Below are 14,381 nucleotides of genomic sequence, written 5' to 3' on the forward strand. Positions count from 1 at the left end.
GTTCGACACGCCCGGCGTCACCAAGACAGGGTGGCTCCCAGCGCCCCGAGGACCGACCGGGTCTTCGTCTCGACCTCGTCGGCCTCGTCCGCCGCCGTCGAGGACCACGTCACCGCACCACCGGCGCCGAACGACCGTGACCGCTCGACGCCCCGACCGTCGAGGACCGTGACCAGTGTGCGGATGGCCACCGACAGGTCCACCGAGCCGTCCGCCGAGAAGTACCCGATGACACCGGAGTACACGCCACGCGGAGCACCCTCGAGCCGGTCCGCGATCGCCGTCGCGCTGCGCTTCGGCGCGCCGGTCATCGACCCCGGCGGGAACGCCGCGTGCACGACCGCCGCCCGCGAGACCCCCTCCGGCAGCACCGCCGACACCGTCGACACGAGCTGGTGCACGCTCGCGTAGGTCTCGACGGCGCAGAGCCGCTCGACGTGCACCGACCCGGGCACCGCCGTGCGGAGCAGGTCGTTCCGCAGCAGGTCGACGATCATGACGTTCTCGGCCCGGTCCTTCACGCTCGTCGCCAGTCCGGCCCGGACGACCGCGTCGCGCGCCGGGTCCGGGTCACGCCGCCGGGTCCCCTTGATGGGCTCCGCGACCACCGTGCCCGCCGCGTCGACGCGCAGGAAGCGCTCCGGCGACCGGCTCGCCACCCGCAGGGGGCCGAGCCGCAGGTACGCACCGAACGGCACGGGGTCCGCCCGTCGCACCCGCAGGTACTCGTCCAGGTGGGGGTCCGTGCCGGGGCCGACCCGCGCCTCCCGTCCGACCGTGCCCACCGCGAAGGCGGTGGTGAGGCACACCTGGAACGCGTTCCCCTCGCGGATCTCGGTGCGGCAGTCCTCGACCGCCGCCTCGTAGGCGGCGCGCGTCACGCGCCCGGTGGCGACGGCCGGGAGGCCCGTGGTCGCGTCCGGCGCGTCGCCCCGCGTCCGCGACCCGTGCGGGTCCTCGAGCCACGCCCGGTTCGCCGCACCGGCCGTCGGCTCGTCCTCGCCCACCAGGGCGAGCGCCCAGGCGCGCCCGTCGGCGTGCACGACCACCGCGCGGTCGACGAACCGCAGGTCCGCGTCGGCGTGCCCGTCGGCGGTGCGGTCCGGACCGTCCGACTCCCGGCCGAGCTCGTACCCGAGGAACCCGACCCACCCGAGCGCGAAGCCGCAGCCGGGCACGGGCGCATCGAGCACCGGCGTGCGCTCGAGCAGGTCGCCGAGCACGGCGAACGCCCGGCGGTCCTCCGTGCGGGACGCTCCGAACCACCGCTCGGCGGCGGGTGGGACGTCGAGGACGGCCCGGCGGTCCTCGTGCCGGAACCGCGTCGCGAAGGGACCGTCCGTCAGCGCGAGGACCGACCAGGCGGCCCGCTCGCGGGCGGTGTCGGGGGCGCCGTCGGGCAGACCGGAGTCGAGCCAGACGACGTCAGCGGTCGTCGCCGCCGCGAGCGCGCCGAGGTCCGGCGTCCGGTCGAGCCGTCGCGCGACGACCCGCGCTCGGCTCAGACCGCGGCGATCGTCCACGACGCGGCGTGTGCGGCACCGGGGGCGAGCACGACGAGGCCGGACCCGGACCCGGCGTTGAAGGCGTCCGGCGCGCAGGTCATCGGCTCGACCGCGAGCCCGACACGGTGGTACTCGGGGACGACGTGGTCGGCGGTGTGCACCTGCGCCCAGCCGCACTCCGGACCGAAGGACACCCGGACGCCGTGCCCGTCCGCCGCGGTGAGCACGATGGTGGCGGTCCCCGCGGCGTCGCGCTCGAACCCGGTGAAGGCGTGGTCGATGAACCGGCCGCCGATCGGGGTCGCGGTGCGGAGGTCGAACGCGTCGTGCACGGGGGCGAGACCGGTCGGCACCAGGCGGTCCTCGGTGACCTCGAGCACCTCGGCCGCGGGCAGGGTCAGCGTCCAGTCGTCGACCCGGCCGGCACCGGCCACGAGGTACGGGTGCGGCCCGGTCCCCCACGGTGCCGCGTCGGCGCCCGTGTTCGTGCCGGTGATCGTCGTGTGCAGGCCGTCGGCGTCGAGGCGGTACTCGACGAGCACCTCGACGCGGAAGGGGTAGCCCTCCTGCGCCGGCACCGTCGTGGCGAGGACGGCACGGTCGGGCTCGTGCGCGACGACACGGAAGTCGGTCCACGCGACGAGGCCGTGCAGGGCGTGGTGGCGCTTCGGCTCGGTCAGGGCGAGCTCGTGCTCCCGGCCGTCGAACGTGTAGCGTCCGTCGACGACCCGGTTCGGCCACGGCGCGAGCACGGCACCGCGGAAGGCCGGGCGGACCTCGTCGGCAGCGAACGGCACGACCAGGTCACGCCCCTCGACGCGGAGGGTCCGGAGCGAGGCCCCCACCGAAGCGATCTCGGCGGTGTACCCACCGGCGGTGATCGTCAGGGCGGATCCGGACAGGGGCGCGTCGTTGCTCATGCGGATCAGCGTAGTGGCGGCGGGAGCCGCGTCGGACCGCCGAGACCGGCGCCCGGGAACGACGGAACCCCGCCGCATCGCGACGGGGTTCCTGCGTGTTCCGTTGTGGGTGGATCTGAGGGGACTCGAACCCCTGACCCCCTGCATGCCATGCAGGTGCGCTACCAGCTGCGCCACAGACCCGTGATGGTACTGCCGTTCGTCTTGCTGTTCTTCCGTGTCACCGTTCCCGGAGGCACCATGGAAGCGTACACCACGCGAACCCCGGGTGACGAAATCGTCGCCGCCACCCGGGCGCGTCGCACCTACGCGGTGTGGTCGACCGGCAGTTCGAGCGGGATCGTCGGGCAGTCCGACCAGAGCCGCTCGAGCGAGTAGTACTGGCGGTCTTCCTCGTGGAAGACGTGCACGACGATCTCCCCGAAGTCGATGAGGACCCAGCGGCCCTCGGTCCGTCCTTCGCGACGGAGGGGCTTCGCGCCGGCCGCGATGAGCCGGTCCTCGACCTCGTCCGCGATGGCGAGCACGTTGCGCTCGTTCCGACCGGTCGCGAGCAGGAACACGTCGGTGAGCTGCAGCGGGGCGGTCACGTCGAGGGCGACGAGGTCTTCGGCCTGCTTCGCGTCGGCCGCCTGGGCGGCGATCTGCACGAGTTCCAGTGCACGTGGGGAGGCGGTCACGGAGTCCTTCCGGTCGACGGACCCGCCGTGTGCGGCTCCGTGTGGTGGGTCCCGATCATAGGCCACCCCGCCGACAGCGGCCAGGCCGGTGCGGCGGGGTGGACGAGGACCCGAGGTGGTGTCGGGGGCGGTCAGCCGCCGAAGTGGGTGGTCAGCAGCGCGACGATGATGACGCCGGCCGCGGCGAGGCCGACGGCGCCGACGGTGACGCCGAGGATCACCGGGGTGCGGGACTCCTTCGGCTTCGCAGCCGCGAGGACGACCTGTCGCGTGGAGGTGTGGCTCGACACCGCGCGGCTCGCCCGCACGGGGCTGGCGTCCGTCTCGGGCTGCTCGTCGTGCTGCTCGAGCAGCCGGTCGACCTCGGCACCGTCGATCGGTCGGTGCGACCCGGTCGACGACAGCGAGGCGGGCAGGTCGATCGACCCGGTCAGGATGACCTCGCCGGTCGCGTTCAACGCGCCCGTCGGGTCCGCGAGGGCCGAGTCGGGCAGCACGATCGAGTTCGTGTCCTGCACCGCCAGGCGGCGGACCCCGGTCGCGTCGTGCACGTCGTCGCCGTCCTGGGCCTGTTGCGACCAGTGACCGGCGGGCGGCTCGAAGGCAGTGGTGACGGGCTTCGGCTCGGTCGGCCGCTGGAACGCGGCGGGCAGACGGGGAGCCTCCGGCACGTCGCGACCGTTCCGGTCGTCGTCGCGGTCGTCGGTCGCGGGCGTCGGCCGCTGGACCGGTACCTCGTTCGTGTCGTCGTCGAGCGACAGCGGGAAGACCACGGGCGTCGAGGAGGACGGTGCATCGGTGGTCGGCACCGCAGCGGCCGACCCGGTACCGGCGTCCTGGGCGCCGTGGCCCCGCGCGTCGTGGTCCTGCGCGTCGTGGTCCTGCGCGTCGTGGTCCTGCGCGTCGTCGTCCTCCGGCGGCGCCCACGTCGAGCGGTGCCGGCGCGGTTCCTCGGCGTGTGCGGCGGCCTCGCTCAGGGGCTCGACGGCATCGGGCGAGCCGTCGGCCTCGGTGGCCTGCGCCACGGTCGCTGCGTCGAGCTGCTCGGGCTCGGCCGACGACTCCTGCGCGGGGTCCTCGTGCGCGCCGCCGTGCAGGTCGTCGACGGATCCGATGACGTCCTGCACGGTGCGGTCGGACGAGTGCGGCGTCGGCGCACGCAGGGGCACGGGCTGGACCGCCTGCCCCTCGGCCTCGCGCATCAGCCGGAGCTGCCGGCGGGTGAGGCCCCCGGTCCCCGGCACGATCTCGGTCGCGGAGGCGGGAGCCGGCGTGAGCGGGAAGACGCCCGCGGCCGGAGCGGTGCCGGCGGAACGCGGCCCGCTCTCGCTGCCCGGGCGGACGGCGGACTGCGCCGGTCCGCTCGGCGACGGCGCGACGTGGGAGCCGGGGCGACGCGGCCCGTCGGCCTCGCCGGTGGTGGGGGCGGCGACGGTGGGCGGCGGCGTGACCGGCTGCCCGCCGGCTGCGGCGGCACGCTCCCGCTCGCGCGCCTCGCGCCGCGACAGTGGCGGCTGCGCGTCGGACGAACTCATGCAACGCTCCGATACAGGTGGTGCTTCGAGATGTACTGGACGACCCCGTCCGGGACCAGGTACCAGACCGGGTGGCCGCGCCTGACCCGGTCGCGGCAATCGGTCGAGGATATCGCCAGTGCGGGGACTTCGAGCACGCTCACGTCACGCTCGGGGAGACCGGTGATGCTCAGGTCGTGCCCCGGCCGCGTGACCGCGACGAAGTGCGCGAGGTCCCACAGTTCATCGTGGTCCTTCCAGTCGAGGATCTGCTGAACGGCGTCAGCGCCCGAGATGAAGACGAGCTGAGCGTCCGGTCGCTGGTCGTGGAGGTCCCGCAGGGTGTCGATCGTGTAGGTCGGACCGGGCCGGTCGATGTCGACGCGACTGACGGTGAACATCGGGTTCGACGCCGTCGCGATCACCGTCATGAGGTAGCGGTGCTCGGCGTCCGTGACGTCGGACTTCATGTACGGCTGGCCGGTCGGGACGAACACGACCTCGTCCAGGTCGAAGGCGCGGGCGACCTCCGATGCCGCCACGAGGTGCCCGTGGTGGATCGGGTCGAACGTGCCACCCATCACGCCGATGCGGGGGCGCCCCGTGCTCTCGAGCATCGAGCGGCTGGTCAGAGCTTGGTGTGACCGAACTCGTCGACACCCGTCTCGTGGTGGCGGGTGGCCTCGAACTTGTGCGAGTGGCGGTAGGCGACGTCGCGGAAGCTCCAGGTCACGAACCCGAGGAAGATGAAGAAGAGCGCGCCGCACATCGGGAAGACGAACGCGGGGACCGAGGAGGCGTGCTCTGCGGCTTCAGCGAGGAAGGTCATCGGTCCGGTGCTCCGTTCGATCGGGTGGGAAGTCGCCGCCCAGTCTAGCCGCGGATCTGACCCTGCCCGCGCACGATCCACTTGGTGCTCGTGAGTTCCGGCAGCCCCATGGGGCCTCGGGCGTGCAGCTTCTGCGTGGAGATGCCGACCTCGGCACCGAAGCCGAACTCCCCGCCGTCGGTGAAGCGGGTCGAGGCGTTGGCCATCACCACGGCCGAGTCGACCTCGGCGAGGAACCGCTCGGCCGTGACGAGGTCGTCCGTGACGATCGACTCGGTGTGGTGCGTCGACCACCGCGCGATGTGCGCCATCGCCGCGTCGACGTCGGGCACGACGCGGATCGAGAGGTCGAGGTCCATGGACTCCGTCGCCCAGTCCGCCTCGGTCGCCCGCAGCACGCCCGGCACGATCGTCCGGGTGGCGTCGTCCCCGCGCAGGGTGACGCCCGCGGCGCGCAGCCGGTCGGCCAGCTCGGGCAGCAGCCGCTCGGCGGCACCCTCGTGCACGAGCAGGGTCTCGAGCGCGTTGCAGACGCTCGGCCGCTGCACCTTGCTGTTGAGCACGATGTCGACCGACCGCGCGAGCGGTGCCGAGGCGTCGAGGAACACGTGCACGACACCGGCGCCGGTCTCGATCACGGGCACCTGCGACTCGGTCACCACCGTCTGGATGAGCGAGGCGCTCCCCCGGGGCACGAGCACGTCCACCAGGCCCCTGGCGCGCATGAGGTCCGTCGCGCCCTGCCGACCGAACTCGTCGATCGTCTGCACGAGGTCCGCCGGCAGCCCGACCGAGGCGACCGCGGCGCGGATCCGCTCCACCAGCTCGGCGTTGGTGCGCTGCGCCGCCGACCCGCCGCGCAGCACGACGGCGTTGCCGCTCTTCAGCGCCAGGGCGGCGATGTCGACCGTGACGTTCGGGCGTGCCTCGTAGATGGCCCCGACCACCCCGAACGGCACGCGCACCTGGGTGAGCTGCAGGCCGTTCGGCAGCCGGGACCCGCGCACGTGCTCCCCCACCGGGTCGGTGAGGCCGACGACGTGCTCCACCGCTGCCGCCAGGGCGTCGATCCGTCCCGCGTCGAGCCGCAGCCGGTCGAGGAGTCCGGAGGACGTGCCGCGCTCCTCGCCCGCCACGAGGTCGTCGTGGTTCGCGGTGACGATCGCGTCGGTGCCGTCCCGGAGTGCCGCCGCCACGGCCCGGAGTGCCCGGTCCTTGACCGCGGTCGTGGCCGTCACCAGCGCGGTCGACGCGGCACGGGCGGCGACGAGCTTGTCGGTGAGCGTGGGAGCGGTGACCGTCGGCGACATGGTCCGATGATAGGTCGCCGCCGGGATCGTGACGCCCGTCGTGACGCCACCGTCGACGCGGGACGGTCCGGCGGCGCCGAGACGGGCCCGGATCCGGCGGCGTCTCGGCCACACGCCGGCGGCTCGACCGAACGCCGGACCGGCGCCGCGCCTCCCGGCCGCTCGCCGACTGGTGCCTCAGGCGCGCGGAGCCGCGTGGAACCAGGTGCCGACGTGCTCGCCGGTCAGCGCCCGGTCCACCAGCGCCGTCGCCGTCACGAGCACGGCGGTGCCGGCCTCGGCCGCGAGCCGTGCCGCGGCGACCTTGGTCCCCGCTCCCCCGGTGCCGACCCCGGCCTTCCCGGTGGACCCGAACGTGACGCCGGCGAGCTCGTCCCCGAACGGGACCTCGTCGATCGGCTCCGCGTCCGGGTGCTCGGGCGGTCGCGTGTACAGCGACTCGACGTCGGACAGGAGCACGAGCGCATCGGCGCCGAGCAGCCGGGCGACGAGCGCCGCGAGCCGGTCGTTGTCGCCGAAGCGGATCTCGTCCGTGGCGACCGTGTCGTTCTCGTTGACGATCGGCAGCACCCGCAGCGCGAGCAACCGGTCCACGGCGCGCTGGGCGTTCACCCGGTGCGTCGGGTTCTGCAGGTCGCCGGCGGTGAGCAGGACCTGCGCCGCGACGACCCCGTGCCGGTCGAGTTCCTTCTGGTACCGGAACATGAGCACGTTCTGGCCCGTGGCCGCCGCCGCCTGCTGCGTCGCGAGGTCGTCCGGCCGCCCCTCGAGTCCGAGGAACGGGAAGCCCGTCGCGATCGCGCCGGAGGACACCAGGACCACCTCGGTCCCCCGGGCGTGTGCGGCGGCGATCGCGTCGACGAGCGCCGCGATCTGCCCGGTGTTGTCCCCGCTGACCGACGACGACCCGACCTTGACCACGAGCCGACGTGCACGCGGGACGTCCTGCCGCCGGGTGACGGGTCCGAGGTCGGTGCGCGCGCTCGTGTCGGTCATGCCGGGATCAGTCCTCGTCGTCGTCGGCCCACAGGCCGGAGATGCGCTCCTGCTCGAGCTCGGCGCGTGCGGCGGCCTTGGCGTCCATGCGCTCGAAGTAGTCCTCGCGGCGCTCGTTGCGGGTGGGTCGCGAGGACCCGCCGACCCGGGCGTCGGTGCCGCGGGCACTCGTGATGAGCTCCGCGGTCGAGGTGAGCGTGGGCTCCCAGTCGAACACCATGCCGCCGTCGCCGCCGATCACGACGGTGGAGCCGGCGACGGCACCGGCCTTGAACAGGCCGTCCTCGACGCCGAGCTTCGCGAGCCGGTCGGCCAGGTAGCCGATCGCCTCCTCGTTCGTGAAGTCGGTCTGCACGACCCAGCGCTCCGGCTTGGCGCCACGGACCCGGTAGAAGCGGTGCTCCTCGCCGCCCTCGGCGCGCACGGTGAAGGGCTTCTCGTCGACCGCCTTCGGACGGAGCACGATGCGCTCCTGCTCCGGTGCCGCGGGTCGCTCGGCCCGGGCGCGCTCGACGACCTCGGCCATGGCGAAGGTCAGCTCGCGCAGGCCCTGCCGGGAGGCCGTGGAGATCGGGAAGACGCGGTAGCCGCGCTCCTCGAGCTCGGCGGTGACGAACTCGGCGAGCTCGGCGGCCTCGGGCACGTCGACCTTGTTGAGCGCGACGAGCTGGGGACGTTCGAGCAGCGGCGTCTGTCCCTCGGGCACCGGGTAGCGCTCGAGTTCGCCGAGGATGACGTCGAGGTCGCTGAGGGGGTCGCGACCCGGGTCCATCGTCGCGCAGTCGATGACGTGCAGGAGCGCCTCGCAGCGCTCGACGTGGCGGAGGAACTCGAGGCCGAGGCCCTTGCCCTCGGACGCACCCTCGATCAGCCCGGGGACGTCGGCGACGGTGAAGCGGACGTCGCCGGACTCGACGACGCCGAGGTTCGGGGTCAGGGTCGTGAACGGGTAGTCCGCGATCTTCGGCTTCGCGGCGGAGACCGCGGCGATGAGCGAGGACTTGCCGGCACTCGGGAAGCCGACGAGCGCGACGTCGGCGATGGTCTTCAGCTCGAGACTGACGTCACCGGTCCACCCGGGGGTGCCGAGGAGCGCGAACCCGGGGGCCTTGCGCTTCGTGGTCGCGAGCGCCGCGTTGCCGAGGCCACCCTGGCCGCCGGGGGCCACGACGACCCGCATGCCGGGCTCGGTCATGTCGGCGAGGACCTCGCCGCCCTCGTCGTGCACGACGGTGCCGATCGGCACGGGCAGCTCGAGGGTCTCGCCGCTCACGCCGCTGCGGTGGTCGCCCATGCCGGGCTGACCGTTGCGCGACGAACGGTGCGGCGACCGGTGGTAGCCGAGCAGGGTCGTCACCTGCGGGTCGGCGACGAGCACGATGTCGCCACCGTCGCCGCCGTTGCCGCCGTCCGGGCCGGCGAGGGGCTTGAACTTCTCACGGCGGACCGACACGCAGCCGTTGCCGCCGTTCCCCGCGGTGAGGTGCAGGGTCACGCGGTCGACGAAGGTCGCCATGGGTCCACTCCTAGGTGTTGCAGCGGGGCCACGAGGTGTCGCAGCGGTGCCGCCGGGTGTTGCACGAAAGAACGGGAGGGGCGGGCACGTGGCCCGCCCCTCCCGCAGAGTCTGTCGTCGCTGGTGTTACGCGTTGACGATGTTGACGACCTTGCGGCCGCCCTTGGTGCCGAACTCGACCGAACCGGCCGAGAGGGCGAACAGCGTGTCGTCGCCACCGCGACCGACGTTGGCGCCCGGGTGGAAGTGGGTGCCACGCTGGCGGAGGATGATCTCACCGGCGTTGACGACCTCACCACCGAAGCGCTTCACGCCGAGGCGCTGTGCGTTCGAGTCACGACCGTTGCGAGTGGAGCTCGCACCCTTCTTGTGTGCCATCTTCTACTCCCGCCTTACGCGATCGAGGTGATCTTGACGCGGGTCAGCTCAGCGCGGAAACCCTGACGCTTCTTGTACCCGGTCTTGTTCTTGAACTTCTGGATGACGACCTTCGGACCGCGGAGGTCCTCGAGCACCTGGGCGGTGACGGTCACGTTCGCGAGCTCGGAGGCCGCCGACGTGATCTTGTCACCGTCCACGAGGAGCACCGGGGCGAGGTCGATGTTGCCCTTGTCGTCGGCCTTGGCACGGTCGAGCGTGATGATCGTCCCGACCTCGACCTTTTCCTGACGGCCGCCGGCGCGCACTACTGCGTAAACCACGTGGAATTCCTTACGTACTCTGCTTGAGGGAAGTCTCGGGTGCCCACTTCTGCACGAGCGGCTCCCGGAGCCCGGGCCCGATCGGCGACGCAGGCAGAACGGCCCGCTGACACCAGGGATCGAGTTTACTCGATGTCCCCGGCTCCGGTCAAACGGCGACACACGTAGCATTGCCGCGTGACCGTGCTGATCGACCCGCCGACGTGGCCCGCCCACGACACCGTCTGGTCGCACCTCGTCAGTGATCGATCCTACGACGAGCTGCACGCCTTCGCCGCACGCGCCGGGATCCCCCGCCGGGCGTTCGACCACGACCACTACGACGTCCCCCTCGCGCGCTACGACGAACTGGTCGCCGCGGGTGCCACGGCCGTCACCGGGCGTGAGCTGGTGCTCCGCCTCATCGCGAGCGGACTGCGGGTGGCGCAGCGGGACAAGCGCGCGCACTGAGGTCGCGCCCCGACGGTGAGTCCAGACGGCGCCGGACGGGAGGCACGCCCCGCTCCGGCGGGACGGGTCCGGTCAGCGGGTCGGCGGCGTCCAGCGGTCGTCCGGTCCCGGGACCGGCTGCTGTCCGCCCACGTGGGGCTGCCCCGGCTGCTGCCCGCCGACGGGCGGCACGAACGGCCCCGGGTCCCGCGGGAGCGGCGGACCCGGCACCGGCTGCACGGTCGAGGGCGGGACTGCGTCGGCGGGGCGTACGGTCCCGGGGCGGCCCGCGCCGGGCTGCTGTCCCGTGCGCTGTCCGCGGGGACGGCCGAGCCACAGCCACGCCGCGGTGGACGTCGCGAGGAGCATGAGGGTGAAGGGGACGCCGTTCTGCAGCGGGGAGGTGACGACGTCGATGACGAGCCGGGCACCCGAGCCGGTGCGGGCGGCCGCCCAGGACCCGGTGAACACCCCGACGAGGGCGAGCGCGACCGTCCCGGCGGCACCGGCGAGGACGGCGCGGAGGAGCACCGTCGGCAGCGGGCTGCGGCGGGCGATCGGCGTGAGGAAGGCCAGCGCCGTGAACGCCCCCGCGTAGAAGGGGAACGGCGAGGCGAAGACGCCGGAGACGAAGCTGCCGAGCAGGGTCGCACCGGTGCCGTAGGTCGAGAACGGGTGCACCACCAGGGACGTCCCGAGCAGTCCGAGGACCCCGGAGACGAACTCGACGAGCACGATGGACACGACGGCGATGAGCGCGCCCGTCGTGTTGGCGACCGAGGCACCCGGTGCGAACGCACGACGCGGGTCCCCGCTGCCACGCCCGGCCCGATCCCGCGGCCGGAGCCCGGGCGCCTGCTGCCCGCCGGGCTGCTGCCCGTACGGCTGGTGCGGGACCTGCTGCCCGGCGGGCTGCTGCGGGACCTGCTGCCCCGCCCAGGCGTTCCCGGCGGACGGCCCCGGCCCGGGCGGTGCGGGCTGTGACCAGCCCGCACCGTAGAACCCGCGGTCCGGCTGCCGTCCGCGCGGGTCGCCCGGGTCGGTCACCTCAGTTCCCCACGATCACGGAGCCGTCGTCCTGCACGTCGTCACCGGACGACGCGGGCGCGCTGATGCTCGGGGACGACACCCGCCGGGACCGCGAACGGCCCTGACCGGGCTGCTTCGGCTCCGGGAGCGCCTGCAGCACCGAGTCGAGCAGCGACTCGGCGTCGTCGCGGACCGGCCGCGGCTCGCGCTTCGTGACCGCGACGGGGATGTCGAGGATCGCGACGGTGTTCTCCGTCGGGGTGACCGGGGCGCTCGAGCTCACGCGACGTCGGGCCGGCGCGGCGCTCTTCGTCGGCGCGGCGGTCGGCTCGTCGGCCGTGGTCGGCTCGGCGACCGCGGGGACGTCCGCACGGGCGGCGGGCTCGGGCGCAGCGGTCGGCTCCGCAGCCATCGGCTCCACAGCAGCCGAGGGCTGCTCGTCGGTCGACGACGACGCCTGCTCCGCACCCGGGGCACCGGCGCCGCGGCCGCCACGGCGACGACGACGCTTCGAGCCGGACGGCTGCTCGCCACCCTGGCCGTCGGCGGCGGGGGTCGACGCGTCCTGCTCGGTCCCCTGCTCCGGCGCGGACACCGGCGAGCCCGTCGACGCGGCGGGAGCCTGGCCACCGTTCGGAGCCGCGACACCGGTCACACCGGCGGCGGCCTCGTCATGGGGCAGCGTCGAGGCCGCGATGCGGGACAGCGCGTTCTTGACGTCCTCGGTGATCTGGTGCGCCTGGGACGACTGGCCGTTCGACCCGTGCGAGCCGTTGCCCGACGCGCCGTTGCCGTTGCCGCCGTTCGGGCCGCTGTTCCCACGGGCCTTCCGCCGGCTCTTCGACGGCCCCGGGTCCGCGTTGTTGTCGTTGACCTTCGCGTTGACCTCGTCGAGGGACTCGCGGAGGCCGACACCGATCTTCTTGCGGGTCATCTGCACGAGACCGAGCGACGTGACCTCGGCGACCTGGTGCTTCGTCCGGTCGCGGCTCAGGCACTCGACGAGTCGACGGAGCACGAGGTCCCGGTTCGACTCGAGCACCATGTCGATGAAGTCGACGACGATGATGCCGCCGATGTCCCGGAGCCGGAGCTGCCGGACGATCTCCTCGGCCGCCTCGAGGTTGTTCTTCGTGACGGTCTCCTCGAGGTTGCCGCCCGAGCCGACGAACTTGCCCGTGTTGACGTCGACGACCGTCATGGCCTCGGTGCGGTCGATCACGAGCGAGCCACCCGACGGCAGCCAGACCTTGCGGTCGAGCGCCTTCTCGATCTGCTCGTTGAGGCGGTACTCCTCGAAGGAGTCCGGGCCGTCGTAGATCTCGACGCGGTCCTTGAGGTCCGGCGCGACGGCGTCGAGGTACTCCTCGATCGTGCCGCGGGCGGCGTCGCCGTCGATGATGAGCTTGGTGAAGTCCTCGTTGAAGACGTCGCGGACGATCTTCACGAGCAGGTCGGGCTCCGAGTGGAGCATGACCGGTGCCTGGCCGTTCGCGACCTTCTTCTGGATCGCCTCCCACTGGCTGGTCAGGCGCTGCACGTCGCGGGTGAGCTGTTCCTCGGTCGCGCCCTCGGCCGCGGTGCGCACGATGACGCCCGCGTGCTCCGGCAGGACCTCCTTGAGGATCTTCTTCAGGCGCGCGCGCTCGGTGTCCGGCAGCTTGCGGGAGATGCCGTTCATCGAGCCGTTCGGCACGTACACCAGGTATCGACCGGGCAGCGAGACCTGCGAGGTGAGGCGGGCGCCCTTGTGGCCCACCGGGTCCTTCGTGACCTGCACGAGCACCTTGTCGCCGGGGCGGAGTGCGGCCTCGATGCGACGGCCGTGGTTGCCGGTGTCGACCGAGTTCCAGTCGACCTCGCCGGCGTAGAGCACCGCGTTCCGGCCGCGGCCGATGTCGACGAACGCCGCCTCCATCGAGGGCAGCACGTTCTGCACCTTGCCGAGGTAGACGTTGCCGATGAGCGAGACGTTGTGCGACTTCGTGACGTAGTGCTCGGCGAGCACGTTGTCCTCGAGCACGCCGATCTCGATCTTCGACGAGCTCGACCGCACGATCATCTGGCGGTCGACGCTCTCGCGGCGGGCGAGGAACTCGTCCTCGGTGATGACCGTGCGACGACGACCGGCGTCACGGCCGTCGCGGCGACGCTGCTTCTTCGCCTCGAGGCGCGTGGAGCCCTTGATGCGCTGCGGCTCGGTGATGAGCTCGGGCTCGCGACGACGCGGTTCCTGGTGGTCGCGCGGCTCGCGGACGCCCCGCTCCTGGCGGTCGGCGCTGCTGCCCCGGCGGCGCGAGCGGCGACGGTTGCCGCCCTGCTCGTCGTCCTCGTCCTCGTCGTCGTGCTCGTCGCGGGCCGGGCGGACCGGGAGGTCCGGCAGGACCGGCGCGTGGAAGATCAGGCTGAGCGTGCTCGTCGCGCGCGGGACGAAGGGCTCGGTGGCCGACTCCTCCGGCTCGGCTACCGACACGGGCTCGGCTGCCGACACGGGCTCCGGACGGGAGGCAGGGGTCGCCTCCGTCACGGGCGTCACCGCGGCGGGGCTCGCGTCCTCGGACACCGGCGGCGTCCCGACGACCGGCTGGCTGCCGGTCACGGTCGACACGTCCTGCGGCTCGGTCGCGGCGACCGCGACCTGCTCGACCGCCACGGGCGTCGACTCCGGGACGGCGTCGGGCGCCGTCGGTGCGATCGACTCGTCGGCGACCGTCTCGGCGTCCGCGGTGGTCTCGTCGACGTCACCACGGGCCTCCGGGCCGGTGGACCGCGCGCGGCGGTTGCCGAAGAGGCGTCCCCGGCGCTTCGGTGCGACTTCTTCGTTGTTCGTGTTGTCGGTGTTCTGCTCCACCATGGATCTGGTGCACTCCTCGGCCCCACTCGCGCCCTGTCGGACGGCGGGAATTCTGTGGTTGTCACGGGTGGCGTCGACGTCCCCGTGTTCGTTCCTTG

General features: G+C 73.1%; 14 protein-coding genes and 1 tRNA gene. 1 reads left to right on the forward strand and 14 read right to left on the reverse strand.

Annotated elements, in window-relative coordinates:
- Positions 1-17: 17 nt before the first annotated feature.
- From Cus16_RS04550 to rplU, 12 genes are all read right to left on the reverse strand, one after another.
- Positions 18-1,523, reverse strand: coding sequence for an anthranilate synthase component I family protein (locus tag Cus16_RS04550; protein WP_069711484.1), 1,506 nt, complete (start codon positions 1,521-1,523; stop codon positions 18-20).
- Entirely contained in the window at positions 1,502-2,425 is a 924-nt protein-coding gene (locus Cus16_RS04555) for an aldose 1-epimerase family protein (RefSeq protein ID WP_069711485.1), read from the reverse strand. Before Cus16_RS04555 ends, Cus16_RS04550 begins: the two co-directional genes overlap by 22 nt.
- Positions 2,426-2,535: 110 nt before the next feature.
- Positions 2,536-2,608 (reverse strand) — tRNA-Ala (locus Cus16_RS04560).
- 122 nt (positions 2,609-2,730) lie between these two features.
- A complete protein-coding gene (gene rsfS, locus Cus16_RS04565) occupies positions 2,731-3,105 on the reverse strand; it encodes a ribosome silencing factor (protein ID WP_069711486.1) in 375 nt (124 codons plus the stop codon).
- A gap of 131 nt (positions 3,106-3,236) precedes the next feature.
- Positions 3,237-4,640 carry a hypothetical protein gene (locus Cus16_RS04570; RefSeq protein ID WP_069711487.1) on the reverse strand — a complete coding sequence of 468 codons (1,404 nt, stop codon included), beginning with the start codon at positions 4,638-4,640 and terminating at the stop codon, positions 3,237-3,239.
- Positions 4,637-5,236, reverse strand: coding sequence for a nicotinate-nucleotide adenylyltransferase (gene nadD, locus Cus16_RS04575; RefSeq protein ID WP_083263708.1), 600 nt, complete (start codon positions 5,234-5,236; stop codon positions 4,637-4,639). Before nadD ends, Cus16_RS04570 begins: the two co-directional genes overlap by 4 nt.
- Before the next feature lie 11 nt (positions 5,237-5,247).
- On the reverse strand, positions 5,248-5,448 hold the full coding sequence (locus Cus16_RS04580) for a hypothetical protein (RefSeq protein ID WP_069711488.1): 201 nt from the start codon (positions 5,446-5,448) through the stop codon (positions 5,248-5,250).
- Positions 5,449-5,492: 44 nt separating this feature from the next.
- Positions 5,493-6,758 (reverse strand): glutamate-5-semialdehyde dehydrogenase, encoded by a 1,266-nt coding sequence (locus Cus16_RS04585; RefSeq protein ID WP_069711489.1) that lies wholly within the window; start codon positions 6,756-6,758, stop codon positions 5,493-5,495.
- A gap of 177 nt (positions 6,759-6,935) precedes the next feature.
- Positions 6,936-7,754, reverse strand: coding sequence for a glutamate 5-kinase (proB, locus tag Cus16_RS04590; RefSeq protein ID WP_083263709.1), 819 nt, complete (start codon positions 7,752-7,754; stop codon positions 6,936-6,938).
- 7 nt (positions 7,755-7,761) lie between these two features.
- Positions 7,762-9,270, reverse strand: a complete 1,509-nt coding sequence (gene obgE / locus Cus16_RS04595; RefSeq protein WP_069711490.1) for a GTPase ObgE — start codon at positions 9,268-9,270, stop codon at positions 7,762-7,764.
- A 126-nt stretch (positions 9,271-9,396) separates the two neighbouring features.
- Positions 9,397-9,648: a 50S ribosomal protein L27 gene (rpmA, locus tag Cus16_RS04600; RefSeq protein WP_022905368.1), complete on the reverse strand. Its 252-nt coding sequence runs from the start codon at positions 9,646-9,648 to the stop codon at positions 9,397-9,399.
- A 14-nt stretch (positions 9,649-9,662) separates the two neighbouring features.
- Positions 9,663-9,971 (reverse strand): 50S ribosomal protein L21, encoded by a 309-nt coding sequence (gene rplU / locus Cus16_RS04605; RefSeq protein ID WP_069711491.1) that lies wholly within the window; start codon positions 9,969-9,971, stop codon positions 9,663-9,665.
- A gap of 177 nt (positions 9,972-10,148) precedes the next feature.
- On the opposite strand from rplU, the gene Cus16_RS04610 reads away from it, so the two are divergent.
- Positions 10,149-10,421, forward strand: a complete 273-nt coding sequence (locus Cus16_RS04610; RefSeq protein WP_069711492.1) for a DUF4031 domain-containing protein — start codon at positions 10,149-10,151, stop codon at positions 10,419-10,421.
- A 72-nt stretch (positions 10,422-10,493) separates the two neighbouring features.
- On the opposite strand, the gene Cus16_RS04615 is transcribed toward Cus16_RS04610, so the two are convergent.
- Entirely contained in the window at positions 10,494-11,447 is a 954-nt protein-coding gene (locus Cus16_RS04615; protein WP_069711493.1) for a hypothetical protein, read from the reverse strand.
- A gap of 1 nt (position 11,448) precedes the next feature.
- Entirely contained in the window at positions 11,449-14,283 is a 2,835-nt protein-coding gene (locus Cus16_RS04620; protein WP_069711494.1) for an Rne/Rng family ribonuclease, read from the reverse strand.
- Between the last annotated feature and the right edge of the window lie 98 nt (positions 14,284-14,381).

Source organism: Curtobacterium sp. ER1/6, assembly GCF_001742745.1.
Classification (GTDB): domain Bacteria; phylum Actinomycetota; class Actinomycetes; order Actinomycetales; family Microbacteriaceae; genus Curtobacterium; species Curtobacterium citri.